This window comes from Streptomyces sp. NPDC002868, assembly GCF_055563295.1.
The window spans coordinates 286,278-302,391 of the sequence record NZ_JBVHDR010000007.1; the positions used below are offsets into that span (position 1 = coordinate 286,278).

A 16,114-nucleotide genomic window follows, 5' to 3' on the forward strand; every position below is an offset into this window, starting at 1 on the left:
TTGTCCGCGCGGCGCCGTCTCCCCGAGTAGGACGGCGCCGTGCAGGTCGCTGCCTGGCTCAGCTTTCGGCCAGGATGTGCGAAAGCTCCGTGTCGAGATCGAAGTGACGATGCTCGGTGCCCGGTGGCACCGCGGCGTCGGTCCGCTTCAGGAACGACTCCAGGGCCCGCGCCGGGGCCTCGAGCAGGGCTTCGCCCTCCGGGGAGCTCAGCGCGATGCAGACAACGCCCTGGCCGTGGCTGCGGGACGGCCAGACTCGGACGTCGCCCGTGCCGGTGGGCCGGTGCAGACCCTCAGCGAGAAGGTCGCGGGCGAAGACCCACTCGACCGTCTCTTCGGCTCCGGTGTGGAAGGTGGCGTGCACGGCATAGGGATCGGCCGTGTCATACCGCAGGCCCGCGGGTACAGGCAGTGAAGACTCGCTCGATACAACGAGGCGCAGGTGCAGCTCGCAGCTGACCGTGGTGTTCATAAGCGCCAGGGCCTTTCGCTCAGTGTGCGCTCGGGGGTTCGCACGTCGGCGAAATCGACATGCCACCTACGGTGCCGTTGTAAACCCCTCTGACCGTTTTGTGATCCTTCATGTCGCTCGTACGGCGGTGCCTCACTTTGTGTTATACGGCCATTCCAGTGATCGGGTTCAATCCGGTAGGTTTGAGTCCATGAATGCGGAGAGTGACGAGCGGGGGGAGGCCGTCGCGGCGACGGACCCGAAACCCGCGACGGGGGACGGGACGGGCGACGTGGTGGATGTGGTGGCCGCGGAGGAGCCGGAGCTCGGCTCGAAGGCGCCCCACTTCATCAAGCGGTCCAAGCCGCTGCACCTGAGCTGGCAGGTCGGCGTCTTCATCGTCGGCCTCGCGGTCGTAGGCGCGGGCATCGTGATGCTGCCGCTGCCGGGCCCCGGCTGGCTGGTGATCTTCGGCGGCATCGCGATCTGGGCGACCGAGTTCGTCTGGGCGCAGTTGGTGCTGCGCTGGACCAAGCGAAAAGTGACCGAGGCGGCGCAGCGAGCACTCGATCCCAAGGTGCGGCGACGGAACATCATCCTCACCACGATCGGTCTCGTGATCGTCGCGGTGCTGGTCGGAATCTACCTCTGGAAGTTCGGGATCGTGATGCCCTGGAAGATCAAGGAGTGACCGGAAAATGGTCAGGGGGACCCGCTGACATCGGGTAATGTTTGCGGTGCGCCCGGGCGATTAGCTCAGTGGGAGAGCGCTTCGTTCACACCGAAGAGGTCACTGGTTCGAACCCAGTATCGCCCACCAGGACCGAAGGCCCGGAGACTTGACGTCTCCGGGCCTTCGGCGTTTTCGCGGCCCTCAGCGCATCCGGCCGAGGGTGTCGCGCAGCTTGCGGGCGTCGCGCAGCCGCTGCTCGTAGGTCGCGCCGACGGCGAGCAGCAGCAGTCCGGCGAGCGCCGGCGGCAGCCAGCGGGGGAGCGCGCCGACGACCTGGACGACGTACGGCGCGAGCTCGTGCAGCGCGTCGAGGGCGAGCACCGCGCCGCCGAGCACCAGCAGCGCCTGGAGGCGCAGCCGGGCGCCGGTGAGCGTGACGGCCAGGGCCGCGACGCCGAGCAGCAGCGGACGCAGCCAGTGCTCGTCGCCCCAGGCCGCGAGGAGGCTCGGCAGCAGCGTCGCGGCGAGACCGGGGCCGTACGCCGTCCAGGACGACGCCTCCGGGTCGCGGCGGCGGCGCAGCACACCGACGGCGAGCGCGGGGACGGTCACCGGGAGGGTGTACGCCTCGGGGCTCGCGACGTCCGCGGCGTACAGCCGTACCCAGGTGGCCAGCACGAACAGCACCGCCGCGAGATACCCGGCCGCCGGGCGGCGCTCGGCCCGCACCGCCGTGCCCGCGGCGATCACGCCGCAGAGCGCCAGCACCAGGGCGAGCGTCGGGCGGTCTCCGGCGGCGAGGCCGACCGCGAGCAGGCCCGCGGCGGCACCGGTGAGCTCCATCGGGAGTGCGACGGGGTGCCGGCCGAGCCGGGCGGCGAGGAGAGCCACGGCGGCGGGGATGGCGAGGAGCACCAACGCGGCTTGGTGGAGCGGGAGTTCGGCGCCCCCGGCGACAGCACCGACGAGGGCGGTCGCGAAGCCGGTGGCGGCGCAGGCGAGGACGGCCTGCACTGCGCGCCCGGCCCGTGTCGCGACCGCGGCGGTGGTGAGGACGGCGGCCAGGGTGCCAAGCACCGCGAACGTGGCCGGGCGCATGGCCAGGGACAGCAGCGCGACGCTGACGCCGCTTCCGAGGGCGCAGCCGAGGCCGACGACGGGGCCGGACGGGGCGTGCCGGGCGATCCACGCCGGCCGCACGGTGAGGGCCAGCGCGGCGACGGTCAGGAGCACATGGAGCGCCACGGTCGCGGCGTACCCGAGGTCCAGCGCGGGCGGCACAACGAGCAGGCCGGCCCATGCGAGCCCGAGGGCCACGGGAACGGCGAGGCTACGCAGCCCGGGGCCGGGGGCCACCAGGCCGGGAGCCGCCCCCCGGGCGGGCTGGGCGGCCGCGTCCGGGGTGGGCGGGCCGACCGGGCCGGTGGGCGTGGGGGAGGGCCCGGCGGGCGTGCCGGGGTGGCCCTCCGGGGCGGACGCGCCCGAGGGGCGGGGGGCGTCGCTTGCCGGGCCGGTAGGCGTGGGCGGTGTCCCGGCGGCGTGGCCGGGGTGGCGCTCCGGGGGTCCGGCGGCCGTGCCGGAAGGGGCTCCGGCCGCGCCGGGGGTTCCGGCAGGCGGGGCGGCTCCCGCGGCCGCTCCGAGAGCCCCGGCGGGCGAGCCCTCGGTGGCGGGTGACCAGCGGGAGGCCGTCGTCAGGGTCGCTGCCACGATCAGCAGGACCAGCGGTGTCGCCGGCAGGCCCGATTCCGGGAGATCCAGGCCCAGCGCCCCGCGGGCGTCCGTCGGCGTGCCCGACCAGATGGTGTCCAGGACTGTTAGCGGACCCGCCAGGGTGAGGGCGACCAGGGGCAGCGCCGAGAGCGCCGCCGCGGCGTGGACCGCGGCCGACGCGCTCGCCAGGCCCGGGCGCAGACCCCGCGGTACTCCCATCCGTACAAGGCCCAACAGAGCCACCGCACACAGCAGATACCCCAGGACCGACCACCCCTCCGGCACCCCTGCCCGAGCCACGCCGCCGACCGCCGCGATCGCCGCGAGGCCCGCTACAACGGACGCGGCGGTAGCAGCCGCAGGCGACCGCAAGGCCGCGAACAGCGCCACACCCGCCGCCGCGAGCAGCAGTGCGGCAGGGGCGACCGCGGCCGACGGCGTGGCCGCCGTCACCGACTGCCAGCAGCCGATCAGCAGCGCCCAGCCGCCCGTCGCCGCGGCAGCGGTGGTGGCGATTCCCCGGACGCCCGCCCGCTTCGCCGACAGCGCGACCACGACATCGAGCGCGGCGGTCGCCAGCAGGGCCCACTCCATCGGCGGCGCGCCCGCGGAAGCGGTCAGCGCCCAGAGCGGAAGCGGGAGTTGAGCGGTCAGCACGGCCACCGGCAGGGGAGTGCGCAGCCGGTCCAGCGAGAGACCGTACGCGGACCAGAGCGCGGCGAGCGCGGCCGAGGCGAAGGCCGCGTATCCCAGCCCGCCGGTGTCCGGCAGCGCCACCCGGTGCAGGGCGTACGCGTCGAGCACCATCAGGACCAGGCCGAGACCGGCCACCGCCTCCGCCGTCGAGGCGAGCCCCCGGCGCAGCAGCGCGACCGGGGCGGCCAGTGCCGCGACCGTCACCGCGCCGAGCACCGCGGAGCGCCCGCCGATACCCAGGTGTCCCCAGCTGACCAGCGTGAATGCGATCGCCGCGATGGTCAGCAGAATCCCGCCGAGGGTGAGCAGCAGATTCTGCACGCTCGGCGGGGACGTCTCGGGCGGCGGCGGCGGCGCGCCGAAGGGCCGCGCCGCCGGCGGGGCGGCGGGCTGCGACTGCAGTATCGCGGTGAGCAGCCAGGCTCTGCGGGCCAGCAACTGGGCCCGGCGAGCGTCCAGTTGGACCAGCTCGCGGTCGAGGATCGCCAGTTCCTCGGCGGGTGGCGGAACGTTCTCCATGGTCGGAGTGTGGCCCGCGCCACACCGCACGGCATGGGTGCGGATACTCAGGTCGTGGGTGAGTACGCCCCCGCAGGCGCAGACTTGGAGCATGGACTGGTGTCGCTACCGCTTCCGCAGCGTCTGGGATCTGACCGCAGGACCCGCCGCCGTGTACGAGGTGCTGGAACGGGCCGAGGAATACCCCCGGTGGTGGCCGCAGGTCCGCGAGGTCACCGCGCTCGACGAGATCACCGGCACCGCGCGCTTCCGCTCCTTCCTTCCGTACGAACTGCTCGTCACCGCCCGCGCTCAGCGGCGCGACCCGGCGGCCGGGGTGCTCGAAGTGGGGATGGCGGGGGACCTGGAGGGCTGGGCGCGGTGGACGCTTACGGCGCGCGGCAGCGGCACCCGGGCGCTGTACGAACAGGAGGTGGAGGTGTGCAAGCCGCTGATGAGGCGGCTGGCGCTGCCCTGCCGGCCGGTCTTTCGCGCCAACCACGCGGCGATGATGCGCGGCGGGCGGCGCGGTCTTGCGGCGTACCTCGGGGGAGTTTGAAGGAAGCCCGCGGGGGCCTGTATGGTTCAGTCCGTTCCCGGGCGATTAGCTCAGTGGGAGAGCGCTTCGTTCACACCGAAGAGGTCACTGGTTCGAACCCAGTATCGCCCACCGGGAGAGGCCGGTCCGTCAGCTGACGGACCGGCCTCTACGCTTTTCGGGCGCCGTTGGCGGTGTTACTGGAGTCCGCTGTGCAGGGCACCGAGCAGGGCTCCGCCCGGGGTGTCACCCGACATCTCCCAGATCATCCCGCCCAGCAGCCCCTTCGACTTGATGTACGCCGCCTTCTGGCCGATGGACCAGGTGTCGTCGAAGGACCACCACTGGCCTCCCGGGCCCTGATAGCCGTAGGTGGCCACCGACTGGGTGTCGTGGACGACCGTGAGATTCGGGACGCCGGTGACGAGGTTCTGGTACCCGCGCGTACCGGCCTCCTCCGCGAACTGGCCGGGGGCCGCGCCATTGGCGCTCTGCCATTCGCCGTTGACGCCGCCGGCGGCGACCTCCTTCCAGCCGCGGCCGTAGAAGGGGAAGCCGATGGTCAGCTTCCGCGGACTCACTCCGGCGGTGGTGTACGCCTTCACGGCGCCGTCGATGCTGAAGTCGTTGGCGTACGGAGACTGGGCGTCGGGGTAGAGGTTGGCCTGGTGGCCGGTGCGGTTCGGCTCCCAGGAGTTGGCGCTGCCCGCGCCGTGGAAGTCATAGCCCTGGACATTGGCGATGTCCAGATCGCCGAAGATCTTCGACAGGTCCCAGCCTGCGTCGATCTTCTTCGGGTCGGCCGGGGTGAAGGCGGTCAGCAGCTTGTGCTCGCCGCCCAGGGCGTCGAGCTGCCTGCGGAACTCCGCGATCAGGGCGGTGTTGTTGGCCTTGTCCGCGGTGCTCCAGTGGTTGCCGGGATGGCCGTCGGGTGAGCCGGGCCACTCCCAGTCCAGGTCGATGCCGTCGAAGATCCCTGCGGCGACGCCCGCTCCGCCGGCGCCGTTGTACGCGGGCAGGTCTCCCTTGATGTACAGGTCGATGCAGGACTTCACGAACTTCTTCCGCGAGGCGTCGGTGGCGGCGACGTCGGAGAAGTACTTCGAGTAGGTCCAGCCGCCCAGCGAGATGACGACCTTGAGGTGCGGGTGCTTGGCCTTGAGCTTCTTCAGCTGGTTGAAGTTGCCGCGCAGCTTGGCCCAGCCGTCGTCGGCCACCCCGTCCACCGACTGCGATGCGGCGAAGGCACGACCGTAGTCCGCCTCGGCGTCACCGGCCCCGTCGCCCTCATTGGGGTCCTGCGGATTGCCCGAGACGCCCTTGGTGACACCGCTCAGGCAGGTGAGGTTGACCGGATCGACGTTGCCGAACGCGTAGTTGACGACATCGAGCTTGGCCGCGGCTCCGGAGGTGTCGAGGTTCTTGACGAAGTACTGGCGGCCGTAGATGCCCCACTGGACGAAGTATCCGACGGTCGCGTGCCCGCCGTCGCCGACCGGGTCGGCGGTGGTGACGGTCAGGGTGTTGCTCGCCGGGGACGCGTTGTCGGCCGCGTCCCGGGCCCTGACGGTGAAGTCGTACCGGGTGGCGGGCGCCAGGCCGGTGATCGTCGTGCTGAGGGAGGTCGCCGGGATGCCCGCGACCAGGGTCGTGCCCCGGTAGACGTCGTACGCCGCGATTCGGTTGTTGTCGGTGGAGGCGTTCCACGACAGGGCGACGGTGCTGGAAGTCACCGCTGTGCTGCGCAGGTTGGCGAGGGCGGTGGGCGGGACGGTGTCGCTCGCCGGGTCGACGGTGGTCGCGGTGACCGCGGCGCCGACCGGTCCGAGGTTGCCTCGGGTGTCCTTGGCGCGGACGGCGAAGCTGTAGGCCGTGGCCGGGGTCAGCTCACGGACGGTGGCCGAGGTCGTGGCGACGGCGGCGACCACGGTGGTGCCTCTCAGTACCTCGTAGGAGGCGACGGGGAAGTCGCCGGGGGCCGCGGCGTTCCACTTCAGGCTCACCGTGCGGGCCGTGGTGTCGGTGACGGCCAGGCCGCCCGGTGCGGACGGCGGTCTGGCGGGGCTTCCGTCGCACTTGTCGCCGTTGACGAGGCAGCCGGTCGGTGCGGTGATCGGTCCGGAGGCGACGAACCAGTAGCTGTACGGCTCGGTGGTGCCGTTCGCCGGGACGGTGGTGTTGTAGTAGGCGGGCGTTACGGTCACGTGCGAACCGCTGACCGTCGCCGTCCCGTTGTAGTGCTGGCTGATCGTCACCCCGGGCGGCAGATCGAATTCGAGGGTCCAGCCGGTGACCGGGGTCCCGGTGCTGTTCTTGACGATGTAGGTGCCCTTCCACCAGGAGCCGTTGTCGGCACTGGTGAACGAGGCGGTGAGCGGGCCCGCGGCCTGTGCGGGATTGGCTGCCAGCCCGGTGAGCCCGGCAAGTGCGAGCACGAGTGCGGTGAGTACGGCGAGGAGCCGGCGCCGGGGCGGCGGCAGAGATCTCGATCCGATTGCAGTGGACACGGCTCTCCTAGGTGTGGGGTGGGGAGGGACGTCCCGTGTCTCTGCTTCTCAAGAAACTTAAGTGTCACGACCGCGTCAACGGCCCCGCGGGCGGGAGCGCTGTACCAATGACCTGCCGGGAAGGGATTCGCCGCGCTCCGGCCCCCGGAAAGGCATAGACCAATCTTCGGCGATTTTGCCGCTCCTTTGCCAACGGTCTTCAACTCCCCACCGGGCGACGCTGGTTGCCCCGTGCCTTCTCTTGACGGGGATGCGTCGCTCCGCTTCAATCCGCCACGCAGGTCCAGACCAATCGTGGCGCAGCGTCAGGTCCGTCGACCCGCACCCGCCCCTCACTGGGAGGTCACGTGCGTATCCGAAATCGACTACTGGCCGGCCTCGGCGCGGCACTGCTCGCCGCAGCCGCCACCCTCTCCGTGCCCGGCACGGCCCAGGCCGCCAACCTGCTCAGCAATCCCGGCTTCGAAACAGGCTCCCTCTCCGGCTGGTCCTGCACCGGCGGACTCGGCTCGGTGGTGAGCAGCCCCGTGCACAGCGGTACGAAGGCGCTGGCCGGCGCCGCGAGCGCGAGCGACAACGCCAAGTGCACCCAGACCGTCGCCGTGCAGCCCAACACCGCCTACACGCTCTCGGGTTGGGTGCGCGGCAACTATGTGTACCTCGGCGTGACCGGCGGGCCGTCGACCTGGACCCCGTCCGCCACCGCCTACACCCAGCTGTCGGTCTCCTTCACCACCGGCGCGGCCCAGACCACCGCCGAGATCCATCTCAACGGCTGGTACGCGCAGGGCACTTACTACGCCGACGACATCAGCCTCGACGGTCCCGGCGGCGGAGGAGGCGGCGACACCCAGGCACCCACGGCGCCCACGAATCTGCGCTCCACCGGCAAGACGTCCTCCAGTGTCTCGCTGGCCTGGAACGCGTCGTCCGACAATGTCGGCGTCACCGGCTACGACGTGTACCGCGGAACCACCAACGTGACCACGGTGACCGGCACCAGCGCCACCGTCAGCGGCCTTGCGGCCAGCACCTCGTACAGCTTCACCGTCCGCGCCCGTGACGCGGCCGGCAATCTCTCCCCGGCCTCGTCCGCCTTAGTGTGACGACCGACGCGGGCGGTGGCGGCGGCACCGGCTTCAAGCAGGCGGCCCCGTACCTCTATCTGGGCTGGGGCGACCCGCCCAGTGCCACCTCGGTGATGAGCGCCACCGGCATCAAGTGGTTCACCATGGCCTTCATCCTTTCCTCCGGCGGCTGCAACCCCGCCTGGGACGGCACGCGTCCGCTCGCCGGTGGCACCGATCAGTCCACCATCAACGCGATCCGCGGCGCGGGCGGTGACATCGTCCCGTCCATCGGCGGCTGGAGCGGCAACAAGCTCGGCCCGAACTGCTCCACGCCCGAGGCCCTGGCCGGCGCCTATCAAAAGGTGATCAACGCCTATGGGCTGAAGGCGATCGACGTCGACATCGAGAACAGCGACGAGTTCGAGAACGAGGTCGTCCAGGACCGGATTCTCGGCGCACTGAAGATCGTCAAGCAGAACAACCCCGGCCTGAGGACGATCCTCACCTTCGGCACGAGCACCACCGGGCCGACCTGGTGGGGCAACCGGCTCATCGAGCGGGCGGGTGCGCTCCAGGCGGACATCGACGTCTTCACCATCATGCCCTTCGACTTCGGCGGCGGCGCCGACATGTACGGCAACACCGTGAACGCCACCGAGGGGCTGAAGACCAAGCTGAAGAGCACCTTCGGCTGGTCGGACGCCACCGCCTACGCCCATATCGGCATCTCGGGCATGAACGGTCTCAGCGACCAGCAGGAACTCACCAGCCCGGCGACCTGGACCCAGATCAAGGACTGGGCCAACTCCCACCACATCGCCCGCCTCGCGTACTGGTCGGTCAACCGTGACCGTCCCTGCCCCGGCGGCGGAGTGGTGAGCAACTGCTCCGGGATCAGCCAGAGCAACTGGCAGTTCACCTCCATCACCGCGGGATTCACCGGCTGACGCCGGGCCGGTCCGGCGGCCCTTCCGACGGTCCGTCCGGGTGGCGCCCTTCAGAGGGGTGCCACCCGGAGTCAGGCCGCGGCGGGCAGTTCGGGCCGTAGCGGCCACGCGGGGTCCACCACCTCATAAGTGCCGCTGCGGGCGAACCACGCCTGCAGGCCACGCGCCTGAGCCGCGTGCCACACCGCCTGCAGGGTGTGCAGCTCCGCCGGCGAAAGACGCTCCATCCGGGAGGCGAAACGGCGCCCCACCGCCCGCGTGACCTCCAGTGCCGCCGTGGCGTCCGCGGCCGCGTCATGCGCTCCGTCCAGTACGACCTCGTACTGCGCGCACAGATCGGTGAGCGTGCGGCGGCCCTTGCGGTACCGGTCCAGATGCTTGTCCAGGACCCTCGGGTCCAGCACGCACAGCGGGACGTTCTCCAGATAGCGGCCGAGCGACGCGGCGCGGTGGCGGCGCAGTTCGCGGTCGAGGATGGTCAGGTCGAAGGGCGCGTTCATCACGACGAGCGGGCGGGCGGCGCCGCACTGCTCGGCCAGCGCCCTCGCTATCTCCTCCATCACCGGCGCGGGCCAGCGGCCGTTGCGCTGCAGATGTTCGTCGGTCAGCCCGTGCACCTCGGTGGCGCCCGGCGGCACGGGCACCCCCGGATTGATCAGCCAGCGGGTGACGCGCGGCCGGCCGCCCGTCATGTCCTGGACGACGACGGCGGCCGAAACGATCCGGTCCTCCTCGACGTCGACTCCTGTGGTCTCTGTGTCAAATGCGGCCAGGGGGCCGTCATACCAGCGCGTCATCCCCGAACTCCTCGCACATGCCTGGCAGATGGCGTTGTCCCCCTGCCCGAATCGGTGATACCCGGGCTGTTTGCGCTGTACGCAGGGCGGTGACAACACAGATGGGGTGCCGGGAAGTTGACGCCCCGTCGTGGGGACACTGATCGGTACAGCCCGGAAGGCACGAGGAGCCATGGCGCTCGCGCAGCCCGAATCGGGAGGGCTGCTGCCGCAGCGGACAGCACCGCTGCGCGGCGCACTCGCCACCACCGCCTGCATGGAAACACTCCAAGTGGGCTACCTGCACGCGGTCGCCGCCGCGGCCGGCTGCTCGTTGTCGCAGCCGTTTCCGGACAACGGCATCGACTGGCATGTCAGTCACAGTTCGGCCGGTCACGCCGTCGACGACGAGGTGACCATCAAGGTGCAGCTCAAGTGCACGTACCAGATCCCCCCGCACCCTCCGGGTCCGGCCTTCTCCTTCACGCTCGACAACGACCACCTGGTGAAGCTGGCCCGTACCCCGGTCTCCGTGCACAAGATCCTGGTCGTGATGCTCGTCCCCCGGACACAGGACGAGTGGCTGCGGGCCAGTCACGACCGGCTCGATCTGCGGCACTGCTGCTACTGGACCAACCTGGCCGGCCACCCGGTGACGGGCAGGCGCAGGACCACTGTGCGGATCCCGACCTCGCGGATCTTCGACGACCGGGCGCTCTGCGAGATCATGACCCGGGTCGGGGTGGGAGGGAGACCCTGATGCACCGGCCTTTCGACGAGTCAGTACGACCACACCCGACCGGTGATGTGCCCGGACCCTGGTACGGAGGCGGCGAGCTGGACCCCGCCCAGGTCGACCCCGTCGTCCTGGGCGCGCTGCTCGACCGGCACGGGTGGCGGCGGCGCGGGGGAACGACGGGGCGCTATGCGCGCTGGACGCCGCCGGGGCATGCGGCGGGCGGGACGAGTCTGCTCGTCCCTGAGAGCAGGTCCTTTCCCGACTGCGAGGATCTGCTGGGCGAGGCGCTGACCGCGCTCGCGCGCAGCGCCGCGCCGTCGGCCCGCGAAGTGCTGGTCGGGCTGACCGTGCCGAGCGACGAGATCCGGTGGTGGCGCGATGTGCCGCAGGGGCCTTCGGGCGCGGTTTCGTGGACCGTACAGGAACAACTGCGGGCTGCCGCCCGGCAGATGCTGATGGCCGGAGCGCTCGCGGCGCGCGGCCGCGCGGGCTACTACGGCGCGCGGCACCGGCGGCAGGCCCAGGCCTCGCTGGAAGGGGTCCTGGTGGGACCCGCTCCTGGCGGACGCAGCCTCACCGCGTTCGTGCCGGTGCAGAGCGGCCGCGCGGTCGTGGTCCGGCTCTACCACGCGCTGCAGGCGACCCGGGAGGCCGCCGACTACCAGCGGGCGACCGGCGGCATGGAGGCCTTCGACGCGGCCGTCGAGGCGGGCGTGAGCCGGGAGCTGACGGAGGCGGTCATCGCGCTGGTGCGCGGGGCGGAGGGGGCGCGGATCGCCCTGGAGTGGTCGCCCGCGGCGGGGGTGCCGGAAGGGTGCGCGCCGCGGAACGAACCGGTGGAGTTCTCGCCCGGTGACCTGCCCGCGCTGCGAGAGGCGGGCGCGCGCTATCTGACGGACGAGCCCTCGGTGCCGGTCCGGATCACGGGCACGGTGGTCCGGATGCGCCGCTCGGGCCCGCGGGGCGCGGGGACGGTCCGGCTGCGGGTGCTGGCGGGGGCGGAGGTGCCACACGTACGGGTGGCGCTGGACGAGGACTCGTACCGCACGGCGGGCCATGCGCACCTGGTCGGACTGCCGATCCGGGTGGTGGGCAGGTTGGAGAGCCGCGGCGGCTTCCGGCGGCTGACGGACGCGTCGAATGTGGTGCCGGTGCAGGTGGATGAGGCGGAGCGGGACAGGCTGATGAAGTCGCTGCAGGAGAATTTGGACTTTTTTGAGGAGGCGTGCCAGGAGGAGTGACGGGGCGCGCGGCGCGGGTTGCCCTTCCCGAACTGGGGCTCCGCCCCAGACCCCGCTCCTCAAGCGCCGGCGGGGCTCGGTTTCGGGGCTCGGCCGTGGGTCCCGGGCCGAAAGCGTCGGCGGGGCTTGGTTTAGGGGCTCGGCCCTGGACCCGGGGCCTCAAGCGTCGGCGGGCTTGGTTTCGGGGCTCGGCCCCGGACGCCGCGCTTCAAGCGTCGGCGGGGCTTGGTTTCGGGGCTCGGCCCCGGGTCCCGCGCTTCAAGCGTCGGTGGGGCTTGGTTTCGGGGCTCGGCCAGGACGCCCCGCCTCATGCGTCGGTGGGGCTTGGTTTCGGGGCTCGGCCAGGACGCCCCGCCTCAAGCGCCGGCGAGGCTGGATTCGGGGCTCCGCCCTGGACCCCGGGCCTCAAGCGCCGGGGGCTTGGTTTCGGGGCTGCGCCCCAGACCCCGCGCCTCAAACGTCGGCGGTGCTGGATTCGGGGCTCCGTCCCGGGCTCCGCGCCTCAAACGTCGGCGGTGCTGGATTCGGGGCTCCGTCCCGGGCTCCGCGCCTCAAACTCCCCCAGACTTCGTCCAGGGCGCCCCCACGGGGCTGGATTTCGCGTCCGGGACCGCTCCTCAGTCGCCGGACGGGCTGAGTCTTCCCGGCGGCGAGGCTGGATTTCCGCCCGCCAGGGCGGAAATCCAAGCCCGTTGGGGGTCCCCCCGGACGAAGTCTGGGGGAGTTTGAGGACAACGCCCGAAGGTGTACGGGGGTCTGGGGGCCTGCCCCCAGTTACGGGAAGGGGCGGGGTGGGGGAGCAAACCGTTTCGCGACGGACCCCAGCCGCTCGGTACGATTCGTAGCGCGCGCAGTACGAATGCGGCGTACCCCTTCAGTCAGGAGAGACCGGTGTCAGACGTCCGTGTGATCATCCAACGCGATTCCGAGCGGGAAGAGCGCGTGGTGACCACGGGCACCACGGCAGCCGAGCTCTTCGCCGGCGAGCGCACCGTCATCGCCGCCCGCGTCGCCGGTGAGCTGAAGGATCTCGCGTACGAGACCAAGGACGGCGAAGAGGTCGAGCCCGTCGAGATCTCCTCCGAGGACGGGCTGAACATCCTGCGCCACTCCACCGCGCACGTCCTGGCTCAGGCCGTGCAGGAGCTCTTCCCCGAGGCCAAGCTCGGCATCGGCCCGCCGGTCAAGGACGGCTTCTACTACGACTTCGATGTCGAGAAGCCCTTCCACCCCGATGACCTCAAGGCCATCGAGAAGAAGATGCAGGAGATCCAGAAGCGCGGCCAGCGCTTCTCGCGGCGCGTCGTCACCGATGAGGCCGCCCGCGAGGAGCTGGCGGACGAGCCGTACAAGCTGGAGCTGATCGGGCTCAAGGGCTCCGCGTCCTCCGACGACGGCGCGGACGTCGAGGTCGGCGCGGGCGAGCTGACCATCTACGACAACCTTGACGCCAAGACCGGCGACCTGTGCTGGAAGGACCTCTGCCGCGGTCCGCACCTGCCCACCACCCGTAACATCCCGGCGTTCAAGCTGATGCGCAACGCCGCCGCGTACTGGCGCGGCAGCGAGAAGAACCCCATGCTGCAGCGCATCTACGGCACCGCCTGGCCCTCCAAGGAAGAGCTCAAGGCGCACCTCGAATTCCTCGCCGAGGCCGAGAAGCGCGACCACCGCAAGCTCGGCAACGAGCTGGACCTCTTCTCCATCCCGGAACAGATCGGCTCCGGCCTCGCCGTCTTCCACCCCAAGGGCGGCGTCGTCCGCCGCGTCATGGAGGACTACTCCCGCAAGCGGCACGAGGAAGAGGGGTACGAGTTCGTCTACACCCCGCACGCCACCAAGGGGAAGCTCTTCGAGACCTCCGGCCACCTGGACTGGTACTCCGAGGGCATGTACCCGCCCATGCAGCTCGACGAGGGCACGGACTACTACCTCAAGCCCATGAACTGCCCGATGCACAACCTGATCTTCGACGCGCGCGGCCGGTCCTACCGTGAACTGCCGCTGCGTCTCTTCGAGTTCGGGACCGTGTACCGGTACGAGAAGTCGGGCGTCGTGCACGGCCTGACCCGGGCCCGCGGCTTCACCCAGGACGACGCGCACATCTACTGCACCAAGGAGCAGATGGCGGACGAGCTCGACTCGACGCTCACCTTCGTGCTGAACCTGCTGCGCGACTACGGCCTCACCGACTTCTATCTGGAGCTGTCCACCAAGGACCCGGAGAAGTTCGTCGGTTCGGACGAGATCTGGGAGGAGGCCACCGAGACCCTGCGCAAGGTGGCAGAGAAGCAGGGCCTGCCGCTTGTCCCGGACCCGGGCGGCGCGGCGTTCTACGGGCCGAAGATCTCCGTCCAGGCGAAGGACGCCATCGGCCGCACCTGGCAGATGTCCACCGTCCAGCTGGACTTCAACCTGCCGGAGCGCTTCAACCTGGAGTACACCGGTCCGGACGGCAGCAAGCAGCGCCCCGTCATGATCCACCGCGCGCTGTTCGGCTCGATCGAGCGGTTCTTCGCGGTGCTGCTCGAGCACTACGCGGGCGCGTTCCCGGCCTGGCTCTCGCCGGTGCAGGCGGTCGGCATTCCGGTCGGAGACGCCCATGTTCCGTATCTGCAGGAGTTCGCCGCCGAGGCGAAGAAGAAGGGCCTGCGGGTAGAGGTCGACGCCTCCTCGGACCGGATGCAGAAGAAGATCAGGAACCAGCAGAAGATGAAGGTCCCGTTCATGATCATCGTCGGCGACGACGACATGAACGCGGGCACGGTGTCGTTCCGCTACCGCGATGGTTCGCAGGAGAACGGGATTCCCCGCGACCTCGCCTTGGCGAAGCTCGTTGATGTGGTGGAGCGCCGGGTCCAGGTGTGACGTGCGCCCTGCTTATGCGGGGATGACCCGGCATTCCGCGGGGCGACGCGCTGGCGAATCTCTGCTCCCCGCGCACGCGGGGATTCGGTCCCCGGGGACATCAGTTCCCCGGGGACCGCTTCTCGTCCTCCCGCGCGAATGTCTGCAGCAGCCAGGACGAGAACGACCCGGTCACCGCGCCCAGCAGTGCCAGCCCGCAGCCCATCAGCACCACCGCGATCACTCGGCCGAGAGTGGTCACCGGTGCCACATCTCCGTAACCCACCGTGGTCAGCGTCGAGCTGGCCCACCACAGTGAGTCACCGAAGGTACGGATGGTCGCGCCCGGGGCGGAGCGCTCCTCCTGATAGACGGCGAGGGCGCCCGAGAAGCCGAGCAGTGTCGCCGACATGCTCGCGTAGGTGATCACGCGCGCGTGCAGGCTCAGTCGCGGCTCGCCGCGCCGCCGCTGCACCGCTGTGTAGACCCGCACCATGCGCAGCGGCCGCAACAGCGGCAGCACGAGCACGAGGGTGTCCAGCCAATGGGTACGTACGAAGCGAGGTCCCTCTCCGCTCAGCTTCAGCCGCACCGCGTAGTCGAGCGCGAACATCAGCCAGGTGAGCAGCATCAGCGCGAGCGCGAGATCCCACAACACCGGGGCGGCGTCGTGCGCCAGCACGACTACCGTGTATCCGCCGAGGAAGAGCAGCGAGGCTACGAAGAGGGGCAGCTCGATGCGCTGCTCCCAGCGCCGCTCCCGGCCGGCGGCATCGTCGACGTCCATCGGCCCAGCATCGCCGCCCGGCGGCCGGGCTCAACCCCGACGACACGCCGCGTACGGGCGAAGTCATATGCTGCACAACATGACGCTTGAGCCGGAGCAGCAGATCGGAGTGGGGACGCAGGACGCGTTCCAGCGCCTGTGGACACCCCACCGCATGGCTTACATCCAGGGGGAGAACAAGCCTACCGGTCCGGGGGCCGACGACGGCTGTCCCTTCTGTGCCATCCCCGCCAAGTCGGACGAGGACGGGCTCGTCATCGCCCGCGGCTCACGCGTCTACGCGGTGCTCAACCTCTACCCGTACAACGGCGGGCATCTGATGGTGGTGCCCTTCCGCCATGTCGCCGACTACACCGAGCTGGACGACGCGGAGACCGCCGAACTCGCGACGTTCACCAAGCAGGCGATGACCGCGCTGCGGCAGGCCGCCGGGGCGCACGGCTTCAACATCGGCATGAACCAGGGCGCGGTCGCGGGGGCCGGCATCGCCGCGCATCTGCACCAGCACGTCGTGCCGAGGTGGGGCGGGGACACCAACTTCATGCCGGTCGTCGGACACACCAAGGTGCTGCCCCAGCTCCTGGCCGATACGCGCAAGATGCTGGCGGAGGCCTGGCCCGCCTGAGGCGACGGG

The 16,114-nt window shown here is 70.7% G+C and carries 11 protein-coding genes, 2 tRNA genes and 1 pseudogene; 9 read left to right on the forward strand and 5 right to left on the reverse strand.

All coding sequences use genetic code 11. From position 1 onward, the window contains the following. Window positions 1-58: 58 nt before the first annotated feature. Complete coding sequence (locus ACZ3H8_RS22740) at window positions 59-472, reverse strand: SsgA family sporulation/cell division regulator (RefSeq protein ID WP_003959770.1); 414 nt, start codon at window positions 470-472, stop codon at window positions 59-61. 190 nt (window positions 473-662) lie between these two features. On the opposite strand from ACZ3H8_RS22740, the gene ACZ3H8_RS22745 reads away from it, so the two are divergent. Further along, the gene (locus ACZ3H8_RS22745) at window positions 663-1,142 is read left to right on the forward strand and encodes a TIGR02611 family protein (RefSeq protein WP_467404540.1); all 480 of its coding nucleotides are present in this window, start codon (window positions 663-665) and stop codon (window positions 1,140-1,142) included. Window positions 1,143-1,196: 54 nt separating this feature from the next. After that, window positions 1,197-1,271, forward strand: a tRNA-Val gene (locus ACZ3H8_RS22750). 54 nt (window positions 1,272-1,325) lie between these two features. Here ACZ3H8_RS22750 and ACZ3H8_RS22755 read toward each other — a convergent pair. Further along, a complete protein-coding gene (locus ACZ3H8_RS22755; RefSeq protein WP_467404541.1) occupies window positions 1,326-4,049 on the reverse strand; it encodes an SCO7613 C-terminal domain-containing membrane protein in 2,724 nt (907 codons plus the stop codon). 91 nt (window positions 4,050-4,140) lie between these two features. Between ACZ3H8_RS22755 and ACZ3H8_RS22760 the strand changes: the two genes are divergently transcribed. After that, window positions 4,141-4,587, forward strand: coding sequence for an SRPBCC family protein (locus ACZ3H8_RS22760; RefSeq protein WP_398991404.1), 447 nt, complete (start codon window positions 4,141-4,143; stop codon window positions 4,585-4,587). A 39-nt stretch (window positions 4,588-4,626) separates the two neighbouring features. Next, window positions 4,627-4,698: transfer RNA gene (locus ACZ3H8_RS22765), tRNA-Val, on the forward strand. Window positions 4,699-4,763: 65 nt separating this feature from the next. Here ACZ3H8_RS22765 and ACZ3H8_RS22770 read toward each other — a convergent pair. Continuing rightward, window positions 4,764-7,073 (reverse strand): glycosyl hydrolase family 18 protein, encoded by a 2,310-nt coding sequence (locus ACZ3H8_RS22770; protein WP_467404544.1) that lies wholly within the window; start codon window positions 7,071-7,073, stop codon window positions 4,764-4,766. A gap of 335 nt (window positions 7,074-7,408) precedes the next feature. Here ACZ3H8_RS22770 and ACZ3H8_RS22775 point away from each other — a divergent pair. Beyond that, window positions 7,409-9,090: pseudogene (locus tag ACZ3H8_RS22775) on the forward strand (fibronectin type III domain-containing protein). A 71-nt stretch (window positions 9,091-9,161) separates the two neighbouring features. Here the strand turns inward: ACZ3H8_RS22775 and ACZ3H8_RS22780 are convergent. After that, window positions 9,162-9,887, reverse strand: coding sequence for an exonuclease domain-containing protein (locus ACZ3H8_RS22780; RefSeq protein WP_467404546.1), 726 nt, complete (start codon window positions 9,885-9,887; stop codon window positions 9,162-9,164). A gap of 172 nt (window positions 9,888-10,059) precedes the next feature. On the opposite strand from ACZ3H8_RS22780, the gene ACZ3H8_RS22785 reads away from it, so the two are divergent. The 3 genes from ACZ3H8_RS22785 (at window position 10,060) to thrS (ending at window position 14,714) form a co-directional block, all read left to right on the forward strand. Then, on the forward strand, window positions 10,060-10,626 hold the full coding sequence (locus ACZ3H8_RS22785; RefSeq protein ID WP_307664608.1) for a DUF4365 domain-containing protein: 567 nt from the start codon (window positions 10,060-10,062) through the stop codon (window positions 10,624-10,626). Then, window positions 10,626-11,846, forward strand: a complete 1,221-nt coding sequence (locus tag ACZ3H8_RS22790; RefSeq protein WP_467404548.1) for a hypothetical protein — start codon at window positions 10,626-10,628, stop codon at window positions 11,844-11,846. Before ACZ3H8_RS22785 ends, ACZ3H8_RS22790 begins: the two co-directional genes overlap by 1 nt. Window positions 11,847-12,737: 891 nt before the next feature. Continuing rightward, window positions 12,738-14,714: a threonine--tRNA ligase gene (thrS, locus tag ACZ3H8_RS22795; protein ID WP_467404551.1), complete on the forward strand. Its 1,977-nt coding sequence runs from the start codon at window positions 12,738-12,740 to the stop codon at window positions 14,712-14,714. A 100-nt stretch (window positions 14,715-14,814) separates the two neighbouring features. On the opposite strand, the gene ACZ3H8_RS22800 is transcribed toward thrS, so the two are convergent. Further along, window positions 14,815-15,480, reverse strand: a complete 666-nt coding sequence (locus ACZ3H8_RS22800) for a potassium channel family protein (protein ID WP_467404554.1) — start codon at window positions 15,478-15,480, stop codon at window positions 14,815-14,817. 67 nt (window positions 15,481-15,547) lie between these two features. Between ACZ3H8_RS22800 and ACZ3H8_RS22805 the strand changes: the two genes are divergently transcribed. Next, on the forward strand, window positions 15,548-16,105 hold the full coding sequence (locus tag ACZ3H8_RS22805) for an HIT family protein (protein ID WP_467404555.1): 558 nt from the start codon (window positions 15,548-15,550) through the stop codon (window positions 16,103-16,105). Window positions 16,106-16,114: the final 9 nt, after the last annotated feature.